Raw genomic sequence first — 12299 nt, 5'->3', positions numbered from 1 at the left:
AGAGCCAATGCCGAAGCTATGCAAAGGGACGCGCTTATCCTAAAAAGAACTCTCGACTGCAGTCAGGGATGTTACGCGGATGACCATACCCACGACGCTCGCCGATTGGCTTTCTCCAAATCGAACCGCCTTGCTGGTGTACGACATGCAGATCGGTATCGCTCGGCAGGTCAAAGGCTCGGATGAAACAGTTCGGCGCATTGCGACAATCGTGGCCGCGGCCAGAAGTGCCGGCATCCGCGTGGCCTTCTGCCGCCATCTTTCGTTGCCCAAGCCGTGGATGGGGTTGTTCGCGACCCGTATGGCGATGGCTTGGCAGCGCACCGATGACCCGGAAAAGGTGCATCCCTGGTTCCTTCGGGGCAGCGAGGCGGTCGAGATCGTGCCCGAACTTCGTCCCCAGGAGCAGGATTTCGTCTTTGACAAGCTGGGCATGTCGGCTTTCGAAGGAACACCCTTGCAATTGGCCATGCGCGATGCGGGCCTTTCCTCGCTGGCAATTTGCGGCATCGCCACGGAAATCGGCATCGAACCGACGTGCAGGCATGCCGCCGATCTCGGCATTGTTCCCATCGTCATCGAAGATGCTTGCGGTCACGGAGATGAAGTGGCCGCCAACCGCACTTTCGATGCGCTGCGTTTCCTCGGCGATACAATCGTGACGACTTCGAGCGAATTTGTAGGTGCCATTTCCGGCACGCGATGAAAATCACCGGTTCACAATATCGGCAGATGCCCGTCATATGATCCGGTAGAGAATTGCCGCCGCCTGATAGCGGATGGCAACCGGGCGATGGAGCGCTGGTTCTCCCGCCAGGAGACATTTCCAGGTTTCGCTAGACGCCAATCCACCATAGCTCACCCTGTGACCAGTGAGGCTGTCCCTCTGGGGTGGACGTCACACTGGCTGTCAGGATGCGTCACATTTCTGCGGTCGAAAAATCGTAACGTCCGTCGAATGTTGGCGAGTACACGCCGTCGGGCGGCGAAGGTCGGACCGAACATTATAAAATCTCTAATTAATTTCAAAGGAGAAGGTTGTGGACGAATTGATTCATGCCGATGCTGTCGAAAAGCATGCCCATCTCCCAAATCTGAGTTCCATGCCTTACCTAGGTCAGGCCGATACATTTTTCGAACGTCATCTTCTCTCCGACGCCCTGGTGGAGCCGGCAACGGCCTATCAACGGCAGCGTTTCGAAGCCATGGCGCGTTCGGTTCGCGACATTCTGGCCGACCGCTGGATCAGGACGCAACGCACCTACGACCAAGCGAACCCCAAGCGCGTCTATTATATGTCGATGGAGTTTCTGATCGGTCGCTCGATGAGCAACAATGTCATGAACCTCGTGCTCGACAGGTTCATCGAAAACACCAGCCGCGAAGCGAACCTCGACTGGCTTGATCTTCTCGAGCAGGAGCCGGACGCCGGTCTTGGTAATGGCGGTCTCGGACGCCTGGCCGCCTGCTTCCTCGATTCGATGGCGAGCATGGAACTGCCGGCCATGGGTTATGGCCTGCGCTACGAATACGGCATGTTCCGCCAGGCGATCGAGGATGGCTGGCAGCAGGAGCAGCCCGACAACTGGCTGCGCCGGCAGGACCCGTGGGAAGTATCGCGCCGCGGCCAGTTCGTCGAGGTGAAGCTCGGCTGCAGCTTCGAAATGCATCAGGGCGCACTGACGATCATCGCCAACAAGCCTTCGACGCTCATCGGTGTTCCCTATGACCGGCCGATCGTCGGCTTCGGCGGAAAGACGATCAACAGCCTGCGTCTGTGGAGTGCTGCGGCGCCGGACTATTTCGATTTCCAGGAATTCAGCTCCGGCGATTTCGTCGGCGCGCTTGTCGGCAGCATTGCCGCGCAGACGCTGACACGCGTGCTCTACCCCGACGACTCCACCGAGATGGGACAGAGCCTGCGCTTCGCACAGGAGTATTTCCTGGTCGCCTGCTCGCTCGCCGATCTGCTGCGCCGCTTCCGCCGCGACAATGACGACTGGAACGAGCTGCCGAACAAGGTCGCCATCCAGATGAACGACACCCATCCGGCGCTGACCGTGCCGGAACTGATGCGCATCCTTCTCGATGACGTGCATCTTGAGTGGGACCATGCCTGGGACCTGACGCAGCGCACCCTCGCCTACACCAACCACACCCTCCTGCCGGAGGCGCTTGAGAAGTGGCCGCTGCACTATTTCCGGCAGATGCTGCCGCGCCAGCTCGAGATCATCTATGAAATCAACCGCCGTTTCCTCGACGACGTACGCAATCGCCATCCCGGCGATGACAAACTCGTCGAGCGTGTCAGCCTTATCGAGGAAGGGCACGAAGACAAGGTCCGCATGGCGCATGTGGCGATCGTCGGATCGCACAGCACCAACGGCGTTGCCGCCATCCATTCTGAACTGTTGCGAACCACGACGGTACGCGATTTCGCCGAGCTGTTCCCGGAGCGTTTCAACAACAAGACCAATGGCGTGACACCGCGCCGATGGGTGCGTCTTGCCAATCCGGAGCTGTCGAACGTCATATCCGAGGCGATCGGCGACAATTGGGTGGCCGATTTCGACCAGATCGGCCGGCTGAAGCCGCTTGCCGACGATGCGTCATTCCGCGACGCCTTCCTTAGCGCAAAACGCAACGCCAAGGTGCGGTTCGCCAGCTGGCTGAAGGAAAGCAGCGGGCAGGTCGTCGATCCCGACAGCATTTTCGATTGCCACATCAAGAGAATTCACGAGTACAAGCGGCAATTGTTGAATGCGCTGCGCGTCATCATTCTCTACAGTCGCCTCCGCGCCAATCCCGGCATGACCATGGCACCGCGTACCTTCTTCTTCGCGGGCAAGGCAGCACCCGCCTACAAAGTCGCCAAGCTCATCATCAAGTTCATCAACAATCTTGCACTGACGATCGAAAGGGACCCACTCGTCGCAGGCCGCATCAAGGTGGTCTTCCTTCCGGACTATTGCGTTTCGCTCGCCGAGCGCCTCATCCCGGCCGCCGACGTCTCAAACCAGATTTCGACGGCTGGCTTCGAAGCCAGCGGCACCAGCAACATGAAATTCATGATGAATGGTGCGCTGACACTCGGCACGCGGGACGGTGCGACGATCGAAATGGCCGAAGAGGCCGGTGAGGAAAACTTCTTCCTCTTCGGTCTGACCGCCCAGGAAGTCGCTGACAGCCGCGGCTGGTACAACCCCTATTGGCACTATGAGAATGATGCGGAAACGCGCCATGCACTCGACCTGATCGCCCAGAACTATTTCAGCGCAAACGAACCGGGTGCGTTTTCGGCCCTGCATGATGTGCTCCTGAAGAACGGCGACCGTTACATGCATCTGGCCGATATCATCTCTTACCTCAATGCCGACGAGGCGCTGAGCACGCTTTATGGCGATCGCGGCGCATGGGCTCGCAAGGCGATCCTTAATGTTGCCGGTTCGGGCAAATTCTCGTCCGACCGCGCCATCTCGCAATATGCCGCGGAGATCTGGGGCATGAAGCCCTGCCCGGTTGCCTGAGGCATGCGCGACCACTGCGAACACGTATTGCTTGCGGCCCGAAAGATATCCGCTTCTGGCCGCAAGCCATCGCTGATGGGGTTTGCTCTCTATTCTGAAAAAAGCTCGCAGTTGCCTTCCGGCGGTGGCTGCGCGACAAAACTATGCCGAAAGCTGCTGCTTGAGCTCGCCGAGAATGGTGATGAGCGTCTGCTTGCGGTCGAGATTGTAGGCCTGCGAGACGTTCAGCCGCTCCGTAGTTTCGGAGTGCAGCCGAGCCAGCCTCTCGGCGGTGGAAATGGATCCGCCAAGCGCAGCAGCGCGAGCTCGGTCGATGATGTCATCGCCGATATGCGACAGGAAGAAGCTGAAGATCGTATCGCTGTCCTTGCCGGAAAGCGCGTCGGCGAGGCGGTGCATCGCCTTGCGAGCCGCTGGCCCATCCGCCGAAAGCACTTGCCGATAAGCTTCGATGATCTCGCCGCCGCCGTAATTCAGGAGCTTCAGCGCTTCGCTGACGCTCCCCTTGGCAGCCGAGAGTAATCCACTCCCCTGCCCGGCCGGCACACCGAGATTTTCGAGCGCCGAGTACAAGGCATCATCGCCGAGCGGCGCAAGCTTCAGAGGCAAGCAGCGCGAGCGGATCGTCGGCAGGAGCCGACCCGGCGCGTGCGACAGCACGAGGAACAGCGCCCGCTTCGGCGGTTCCTCGAGGATCTTCAGGATGGCATTGGCGGCGCTGCGGTTGAGATCGTCGGCGGGATCGATGATGACGATCCGCCAGTTGCCGGTGCCTGAGGTCTGCGAGAAGAATTTTCCGGCGCGGCGCACTTCGTCGACGGTGATTGCGGATTTCACCTTGCCCGTCTTGTCGTCGACCGGCCGGCTCAAATGCAGCAGATTGTGGGACGCGCCGCCAGAAATCTGCCGGCTGACAACCGATGCCGGATCCGGATCGCCGATCACCTCCGGCGCGGATGCCGGATCCGGATGCGAGAGGACATGATTGGCGAAACGAAAGGCGAGCGTCGCCTTGCCGATGCCCTCAGGCCCTTCGATCAGCATGGCGTGATGGCCCTTGCCGGAGCGATAGGATTGCGCGAGGAAAGCCTCCGCCTCCTTGTGGCCGAAGAGCTTCGTATTATCCTGCGGAGGAATGGCGCCGTCGAGAACGCCCGGCCGTTCGTCGCTCATTGCGCGGCTTCCGTTCCCGTGGCGAGATTGGCCGCCACCAGCCGCTTGTCGACAATCCCCGCGATTTCAGCGGCGATCTCGTCTTCCGACCTCTGCGCATCGATGACGTGGCAACGATCGGGTTCGCGAGCGGCGATATCGAGAAAGGCCTCGCGACGTTTCTCATGAGTCTGCATCTCTTCCTTCTCGAAGCGATCGGGTGCGGTCACGGCGGAAGCGCGCTTGCGTGCACGCTCCAGCCCGATCTCTGCGGGAATGTCGAGAATCAGCGTGCAATGCGGAATGACGCCGTTGACGGCAACCCTTTGCAGCGCCTCGATATAATCGGGCTCGAGATTGCCTGTCACGCCTTGATAGACGCGCGAGGAATCCATGAACCGGTCGCAAAGGACGATGGTGCCGCGTGCCAGTGCCGGACGGATGACGTCCTCGACATGATCGTTTCGGGCGGCGGCGAAGAGAATGGCCTCCATGCGGGTGCCAAACATTTCCGCAGCGCCCGAAAGCAGGACGTGCCGCACGGCCTCGGCACCCGGTGATCCGCCGGGTTCGCGCGTCACCAGAACCTCATGGCCGCGCTCGCGCAACCGCTCGGCCAGGCGGCGAATCTGGGTGGATTTGCCAGCTCCCTCGCCGCCTTCGAAGCTTACGAATAATCCGTTTGCATCAGCCAATGATCATGTCCTGCACTTTTCGCGTGCCATTTGTCCGGCGCGCGATATGCATCCTGTTTAACCCAAGACATGTCCAGGTGGAACCGTGCATGTCCCGATGTTCGCCACTCTATATGGGGTGTGAACAGAGATTTCGCGAACCTTGCGGCCCACTCAGGTCGGCAATGGCCGGTCCCACAGCCAGGAGAACAGGAGCGATTCCGCCAGCTCCATGAAGGCATCGAAAGCGCGGCGACCCAATGTGCCCTGCTCAACCGCTTCCTTCGTATAGAGTGGCAGCTCCCGCACCAGACGCGCGCCCAGGAACACGCGAAGGGTGCCGGCCTCGTAACCTGCAGTCACCGGCGCTGTCAGCGGCCAGCGATAGACGATGCGCGCCGACAGCCGATCCGGCGTCTCGATCGGAACATAGACATCGACGGGTATTTTCGCCTGCAAGCCGACGGTGGAGGCAGCGCCGCCATAGACGCTGGCGTCGCCGATCACCTCGCCATCAGCGAAGATGCGCTGGCTCTTGAAATTGCTGAGGCCCCATTCGAGGACGCGGCGCGTTTCCTCGATCCGGTCCTTGTCACTCTTCAGTCCGCCCAGTGCCAAAAACAGCCGGCGGCCGTCGCGCTGAATGGAGGCAACGATCGAAAAACCCTCGCCTTCGGCAAAGCCGAGCCCCAGGCCATCCACGCCTATATTGAGCAGAAGCATCGGGTTCTTGTTGCGCTGATAGATCTTGTTCCAGGTGAAGTCGGCCTGCCCGAAATATTTGTAGAGATCCGGGTGCTTCTCCTGCAGGTCCTGCGCCAGCATGACCATCTCCCGCGCGGAGACCTTGCCGCCGCCATTGGGGTCGTTGGCATCGGGCAGCCCGGTGGAATTGGTGAAGGTCGCCCGCGACATGCCGATCTCGCGGGCACGGGCCGTCATGCGCCGCGCAAATTCGCGCTCGCTGACGGACATGCCTTCCGCCAGAACGATGCAGGCGTCATTCGCCTGTTGCACGGCGACGCCCTGGATCAGATCGCCGACGCGGATGCGCGATTTCAGTGCCGCGAACATAGTCGATGCGCGCGACGGCGCGCCGCCTGTCCGCCAGGCATTTTCCGAGACGGGATACTCAGTATCGAGATTGATCTCCCCTCGTCCAATCGCATCGAAAACGACATCCAGTGTCATCAGCTTCGCAAGCGACGCGGGAGAGATCGGCTGATCCTCGTTCTTGGCAAGCAGGATGGTGCCGGTCGACGCCTCGATCATGAATGCCTGCGCAGCTTTCGTATCGAAAGCACCAGGTGTGGCTGGCTGCGCAAAAGCTTCGGCGCTACCGACTCCGATGAGGAAAAGGAACAAAAGAATCAAGCGCTTTGGCATATTGTCCCCTTCATCCGACCACCGGCACGATTATTTTAGTGACGGGTTAAGATTCAGGCAATGACGCCGATCAATCGACCTGCGTCGTATCCTGATGCTGGCGGCGATAGGACGAGAGGATAGATTCCCGCGTGAGCCCGTCATTGCGAACCATGACGGCATCGAAAGCGAGATCGACATAGACGGTCTTGATGGGAGCTTCCTGATAGGCGGCAACGGTCGAACCCAACGATTGATCCCCAACGCTTGCAAGACGCCGAGAGAAGTCCGGTCGCTCATAGGGGATCGGACCGATCCGCGGCAGCACGACCATTGTGGGGTCCGCGGTCTCCGCGGCCGGCATGGCGCCGCCGTTCCATTCCATCGGCGGCGGATTGTTGCGCTTGTTGCCGTTATATCCGGCATCCGGCGTTGAGCCGGCAAATGCCGTGGTCGCATAAGGAGACTGGCGCGGTATGGGTGCAATTGCCGGCGTGGGTTCGTAACTGCGCTGCTGGCGGCTTGTACGGAAGGGAGTATCCGTTTCGGGCAGCTGATCCGCTGTCATGCGTCCGGCGGAGGCAACCATCACGCCGGTCGCGATCTGGCCGCCCGGATTGATGCCGGGCAGACGCGAACCCTTCGGGGTATAGGAGGCCATCAGATAAGGCTCGTCATGGCCGTCCATGCGGGCGCGACCGACATACTGCACACGCACGTCGCCAGTGCCGCTATGCTGGAGATCGAGCAGCTGCGCCGTCTTGTTGGAAAGATCGATGATGCGGCCGGGATGGTATGGGCCGCGATCGTTGACGCGGACGATGATGGAGGAGCCAGTTTCGACATTGGTGACGCGAGCGTAGCTCGGTAGCGGGAAGGTCGGGTGTGCCGCGGTCAATGACTGCTGGTCGTAGACTTCGCCATTGGCGGTTAGGCGGCCGTGGAAAGCCGAACCGTACCAGGACGCGATGCCGACCTTGTTATAGCCGAAATCTTCCTTGGGGTAATACCACTTGCCCTTCACCTGATAGGGATTGCCGACCATGAAGCGACCGCCGCCCTTCGGCACGGGGCCGTTGTTGACGACGCGAGGGCTCGCCTTCACGCCATATTCCTTCTCGGAGAAATATTCCTTGCCGTGCTGACGCGTCGAAGCAACTTTCTGAGACGTTCCGCAGGCCGTGATGGTTGCGCACATCAGTGAGAGAGCAAACCAACGCATACCCGTTGCGTATGTCACTGCACGATTTTCGAATTTCATCTGTCCCAAGCCGCTACTCATTACATTGACGGAGGTCTGCTATCGGTAGGTCCCTCATTCCGGTATCCTGCTACGCTCCAATCACCTAACGGTGCTTTAATCATGATTGCAGTTTGTCCATTTTGCGATGCAAATTGAGCGCACCGAAGAATTTCTGAAGATCATAGTTAATGCCCGGTAAAGTACCGTCTGCTGCAAGTAGCGCGGGTCATGATCTTCCCGCTCCGGTGATAATCTATTTCCTGACCGCCGCCGGTCGTTCCGGATTGCAACAGATTCATTCGGTTTGTCATTGAGCTGGGATTGCGATGGGCAGATTTGGCGCAGCTCTTTCAGGCGCGTGTATCAAGACGCATCAGTATTTCGTCATGATAGATATCGTCGACTTTTAGCGCTTCCGTATCGACCGCCCAGGCCTTGAAGCCAAGGGATTCATAGAGGCGAATGGCTGCCGCATTGGAAGATACGACGGTGAGCCGTATCGAGCTGCAGGTGCGTTTTGCCTCGTCGATCGCCGCGATCATCAGTGAGCGCGACAGGCCGGTGCCTCGGCCTTCCGGGCGTACATACATGCCCCAGATGGAGGCGATGTGGCGCATCTTCGCGCCCTTTGACCGCGCAACCGCGACAACGCCAACCAGCGTTCCGTCATCCGCAAAGCCGCCAAATATGGCGCTGTTTTCAATCCCGTCGCCAATTTGAGCCCGCGAATAATCCAGCTCTTCTTCGTGCGATGCGCCAAATGCTTCCGGATGGCGGGCCAGTCCTTCCAGGCGTATCTCCCTGAACATCGAAGCGTCGTCACGCTGCAGGCGGCGTATGCTGAAGCGCTGCATGCCCATCCTCTCTGCTAAAACGCCATCGAGGCGCAAGGAAGATGCGCATTTCGCATCTCACTCTTCGCGCCGTCAACGATCAATGTGTCATGGCGCCGATAACGTGCTGCAGCTTGTCCGGATTGCGGGTGCAATAGATGGCGACGACCTTTTCCTGCTCGATCTGCAGCGCGGTCGTCTGCACCACATTGTCGCCTTCTATTGTCACGAAGCCGGGCAGGCCATCGATGATGGCATAGTGGATCAGTTGTGAGGGCTGCGCGCGGAAAATTCGCGCCAGCTGCTCATGAAGCCGCATGGTGGCAGAGAGCCCGATGTGTGGTCGCTGGGATGTCGCCACCTTGCCGCCGCCGTCGGCATAGACAGCGACATCTTCGGAAAGCAAGGCCTGGAGGGAGGCCATGTCTCCCGTTCTCGATGCCGTGAAGAAGGCCGCGGCAAGCTTGAGCCCCTGCTCCCTGCCGACGGCGAAGCGCGGCCGGGCTTCAGCGACATGTGCCCTCGCCCGGCTGGCAAGCTTGCGACAAGCGGCTGCCTCGCGACCGATCGCGGAGGAGATCTCATCGAAATTCATGCCGAACACGTCATGCAGAAGAAAGGCGGCACGCTCCAGCGGCGAAAGGCGCTCCAAGGCCAGCATCAACGGCATGGTTATATCGTCGCCGGCATCGCCGTCCTCCGGATCGAAAATCGGCTCGGGCAGCCAGGAACCCACATAGGACTCCCGGCGACGGCGCGCCGATTTCAGCTCGTTCAGACAAAGTCTGGTGACGACGGTGCGCAGGAATGCCGCCGGCTCGCGAACGGAGGAACGATCGGTCGCCAGCCAGCGTAGCCACGTCTCCTGGACGACGTCCTCCGCATCCGCGACCGACCCGAGCATCCTGTAGGCAAGCCGAACCAGACGTGGACGCAGCTCGGAAAAGATCGGGTCGGAGGGCGCTTCACTCATGGGCAGCAAGCTCGCGTGGAAATGGATTGAAGTCGCGGCCGCGAGCGAATTGCAGCGTGGTCAGCGCCACACGTTTTCCAAGATGGCGCGCGGTCGCAAGATCGGATGCAGGCGGCGCGGTTTCGGGGCCTTCATCCGTATTCGCCTGCGCGGCCGCGCCAAGCCAGAAGCCGAGACGGTTCATATCCTCCTCCGAGCCTGTCGCAGAGCAGTTCGCCGGCGGTAGATCGAGGCCGACCCAATGCATTCCGTGCTGGGCTGCGAAGATCACCATCTGCATCAGCGTCGAAAGCTTGTCGCCGGATCGCGATCCGGAGGTGGTGAAGCCGGCTGCGATCTTGTCCTTCCAGAGATAGCCTCTGGCAAGAACGGTATTTGACGTCGCTTCCTGAAAGGCTTTGAACGGTGCGGAAACCGCGCCCATATAGGTCGGCGAACCGAAGATGATCGCCTGCGCGGCATTGAGGTCGCCCCAGTGGCGCTCCACTTCGTCGACGGTCAACAGCATGGCTTCTGCGCCATCGACCTCTTCGACCCCCGCCCTGACGGCTTCGGCCTGCCGGCCCGTATGTCCATAGCCGCTATGATAGACGATTGCGATGCGCTGGCGGATCATTTGTCATCTCCTTTGAAATTGGCGTTGCGAAGGACAAGACAAGACAGGCGTTCCCAATGTGACACGTCATGCTTCACTCTCGACGGCCATCAGCCCGCGATCGGATGCAACATTATATATTAGTAATTATTGATCTACATCAGGCGATCCTGTAAGACTGCGGGCGTTCGATGGGCCTGCTTTCGGCAGGTCGTGTATGTTGGGTAAAGGGGGCATACCAAGATGTCTGAAGTCTTCGAACCGTTCATCGCTCGCGAGCGTTTTGTCGGTCCGCATAAGTTCGATATTCATATTCAGGACGAGTTGGGCCGGCAATGGTACAGCTACCCCAATCAGTGGCAAAGCGAACGGCAATGGTGGATCGACACCATCAGGCCAGGTGCCACGATCCTTGAATGTGGTGCACATCAAGGACTTACAACGGTTCTTCTGGCACTGTGCGCCGGGCCGAGCGGTGTGGTCCATGCCTGGGAGGCGTCTCCCGCCAATGCTGCCGTGATCGAACGCAATGCCAAGCTGAATGGATTGGAAAACGTCGTCGTCCATCCGCGCGCGGCTGGCGACCGGAAGGGCTTGTTGCCGGTTTACGACAGCCAGGGTTCCTTCATGGTTCTGGCATCGGATCAAGACCCGAGAATGTCGACGAAGGTGGAGGTCGTCAGGCTGGATGACGACTATGATCATTTGAGAAAGGTCGATTTCCTGAAGATCGATGTGGACGGAGCTGATCTCGAAGTATTGCTCGGGGCACCAAAGATTCTGTCCTATCGGCCCTACATCAATCTTGAACTGCACACTTTCCTCTTCGACAATCCCGTCAGGACGGTCTACACGATCATGAAAATATTCGAGGATCTAGACTACAGCTTCAAGGTGGATGCCTATGACGGCAAAGACGTCATTGACGTCGGCGTCTCACCGGACATTGGCTGGCTGACGAGCTTCAAATTCGTACAGCTTTTCTGCACGCCCTTGTAAAACCAATCGGGGCGGCGCTAACCAGCAGTGACCTTGGGCGGCATCAGACAGAGAGCCGCCTACCTGCCCTTAAAACATAATGATTTCATAGAGATATGGCGGAAGAGGTGGGATTCGAACCCACGGTACGGTTTCCCGCACGCCGGTTTTCAAGACCGGTTCCTTAAACCACTCGGACACTCTTCCATCTATTTGATATTGAAGAATTTTATTCTCCAATATCCAGTGCGGCAACCGTAGTGTCGCGACGCAGTTAGCGACTATTTCGGCTTCCGACTTGCGCTTATAGCGACTTGCAACGCTGCGTCAACTTATTCGGTATCGCCAGCCTCCATTGCCCGCGCACCATGCGGATAGGCAAATTGGGGAAATACCCAGAAGGCGAGGCTAGCCAAGCGTGGATCATGATTCTGATAGCGCGATGAAAAGTCGGGGGCTGGATTGTGGGATCGCATCGCTTCTCGATGAGCATCCAAACCATTCGGCGGCGCTTGCCTGGGCTGGCAAAAACAAGGGGGGCCGGCCATCTAAAGCGGCCGAACCCCCTTCGCCAGGTCAGGGGTCAAATCTGACTGAAGCAGACTAATGATAAGCAAAGCTTAGTGTTTGTCAATTATCATCGCGTAAAGCATCCGACCTCTTCATTTCGGCGAATCAAAGGCGCGGGCAAACAATCCTCGTTTGCCGCCTCGCTCTCTTCTATTCAGTTTTTTCAAATGGAGATTTATTTAGATCAGTAAGTTGGACGGTTTTGTTAAAGAAGGGTCCGTCGGCGGATTTTACGATCCAGCGAAAGGAATGTTCTTTCCAGCGCCGTCGATCGGATTGCGTATCCTGGAAATCCGTCGTCGGGCTAATTGTCTGCTGTGCTTTCATCAAAATTTGTAGGAAAAGAGGCTCTAAAGTTCTGCGCTCTCTTACAAAAGGTTCGGCGTCGA

General features: G+C 58.9%; 10 protein-coding genes and 1 tRNA gene. 3 read left to right on the top strand and 8 right to left on the bottom strand.

Features of this window, described 5'->3' with window-relative positions; translation table 11 throughout:
• The first annotated feature begins 79 nt into the window (after positions 1-79).
• Together AC13Q5_RS00415 and AC13Q5_RS00410 are read left to right on the top strand one after the other, a co-directional pair.
• The gene (locus tag AC13Q5_RS00415) at positions 80-706 is read left to right on the top strand and encodes a cysteine hydrolase family protein (RefSeq protein ID WP_075856975.1); all 627 of its coding nucleotides are present in this window, start codon (positions 80-82) and stop codon (positions 704-706) included.
• A 334-nt stretch (positions 707-1040) separates the two neighbouring features.
• Positions 1041-3527: a glycogen/starch/alpha-glucan phosphorylase gene (locus tag AC13Q5_RS00410; protein WP_488500563.1), complete on the top strand. Its 2487-nt coding sequence runs from the start codon at positions 1041-1043 to the stop codon at positions 3525-3527.
• Positions 3528-3668: 141 nt separating this feature from the next.
• Here the strand turns inward: AC13Q5_RS00410 and AC13Q5_RS00405 are convergent, their stop codons facing one another.
• The 7 genes from AC13Q5_RS00405 to AC13Q5_RS00375 form a co-directional block, all read right to left on the bottom strand.
• Positions 3669-4700 (bottom strand): DNA polymerase III subunit delta', encoded by a 1032-nt coding sequence (locus tag AC13Q5_RS00405; protein WP_075856974.1) that lies wholly within the window; start codon positions 4698-4700, stop codon positions 3669-3671.
• Positions 4697-5374 (bottom strand): dTMP kinase, encoded by a 678-nt coding sequence (tmk, locus tag AC13Q5_RS00400; RefSeq protein WP_457879936.1) that lies wholly within the window; start codon positions 5372-5374, stop codon positions 4697-4699. The genes AC13Q5_RS00405 and tmk overlap by 4 nt, the downstream gene beginning before the upstream one ends.
• Before the next feature lie 153 nt (positions 5375-5527).
• Positions 5528-6739, bottom strand: a complete 1212-nt coding sequence (locus AC13Q5_RS00395) for a D-alanyl-D-alanine carboxypeptidase family protein (protein WP_488500562.1) — start codon at positions 6737-6739, stop codon at positions 5528-5530.
• Between the two features lie 70 nt (positions 6740-6809).
• Positions 6810-7979, bottom strand: coding sequence for a septal ring lytic transglycosylase RlpA family protein (locus tag AC13Q5_RS00390; protein ID WP_488500561.1), 1170 nt, complete (start codon positions 7977-7979; stop codon positions 6810-6812).
• 332 nt (positions 7980-8311) lie between these two features.
• Positions 8312-8815, bottom strand: coding sequence for a GNAT family N-acetyltransferase (locus AC13Q5_RS00385; protein WP_488500560.1), 504 nt, complete (start codon positions 8813-8815; stop codon positions 8312-8314).
• A 79-nt stretch (positions 8816-8894) separates the two neighbouring features.
• Positions 8895-9767 (bottom strand): sigma-70 family RNA polymerase sigma factor, encoded by an 873-nt coding sequence (locus tag AC13Q5_RS00380; protein WP_488500559.1) that lies wholly within the window; start codon positions 9765-9767, stop codon positions 8895-8897.
• Positions 9760-10383 (bottom strand): flavodoxin family protein, encoded by a 624-nt coding sequence (locus AC13Q5_RS00375; RefSeq protein WP_488500558.1) that lies wholly within the window; start codon positions 10381-10383, stop codon positions 9760-9762. Before AC13Q5_RS00375 ends, AC13Q5_RS00380 begins: the two co-directional genes overlap by 8 nt.
• A 222-nt stretch (positions 10384-10605) precedes the next feature.
• On the opposite strand from AC13Q5_RS00375, the gene AC13Q5_RS00370 reads away from it, so the two are divergent.
• Positions 10606-11361 carry an FkbM family methyltransferase gene (locus tag AC13Q5_RS00370; protein WP_488500557.1) on the top strand — a complete coding sequence of 252 codons (756 nt, stop codon included), beginning with the start codon at positions 10606-10608 and terminating at the stop codon, positions 11359-11361.
• 96 nt (positions 11362-11457) lie between these two features.
• Here AC13Q5_RS00370 and AC13Q5_RS00365 read toward each other — a convergent pair.
• A tRNA-Ser gene (locus tag AC13Q5_RS00365) sits at positions 11458-11547 on the bottom strand.
• Positions 11548-12299: the final 752 nt, after the last annotated feature.

Source organism: Martinezella sp. CNPSo 3964 (genome assembly GCF_057784375.1).
Note: the sequence above shows the minus strand (reverse complement) of the source record. Positions and strands in the feature narration are given on the sequence as shown.

What these genes read in the sequence shown, in the direction of transcription:
- AC13Q5_RS00380 (WP_488500559.1), bottom strand. Translation starts at nt 9,767, where the DNA reads ATGAGTGAAGCGCCCTCCGACCCGATCTTTTCCGAGCTGCGTCCACGT.
- AC13Q5_RS00395 (WP_488500562.1), bottom strand. Translation starts at nt 6,739, where the DNA reads ATGCCAAAGCGCTTGATTCTTTTGTTCCTTTTCCTCATCGGAGTCGGT.
- AC13Q5_RS00390 (WP_488500561.1), bottom strand. Translation starts at nt 7,979, where the DNA reads ATGAAATTCGAAAATCGTGCAGTGACATACGCAACGGGTATGCGTTGG.
- AC13Q5_RS00375 (WP_488500558.1), bottom strand. Translation starts at nt 10,383, where the DNA reads ATGATCCGCCAGCGCATCGCAATCGTCTATCATAGCGGCTATGGACAT.
- AC13Q5_RS00415 (WP_075856975.1), top strand. Translation starts at nt 80, where the DNA reads ATGACCATACCCACGACGCTCGCCGATTGGCTTTCTCCAAATCGAACC.
- AC13Q5_RS00405 (WP_075856974.1), bottom strand. Translation starts at nt 4,700, where the DNA reads ATGAGCGACGAACGGCCGGGCGTTCTCGACGGCGCCATTCCTCCGCAG.
- AC13Q5_RS00370 (WP_488500557.1), top strand. Translation starts at nt 10,606, where the DNA reads ATGTCTGAAGTCTTCGAACCGTTCATCGCTCGCGAGCGTTTTGTCGGT.
- AC13Q5_RS00385 (WP_488500560.1), bottom strand. Translation starts at nt 8,815, where the DNA reads ATGCAGCGCTTCAGCATACGCCGCCTGCAGCGTGACGACGCTTCGATG.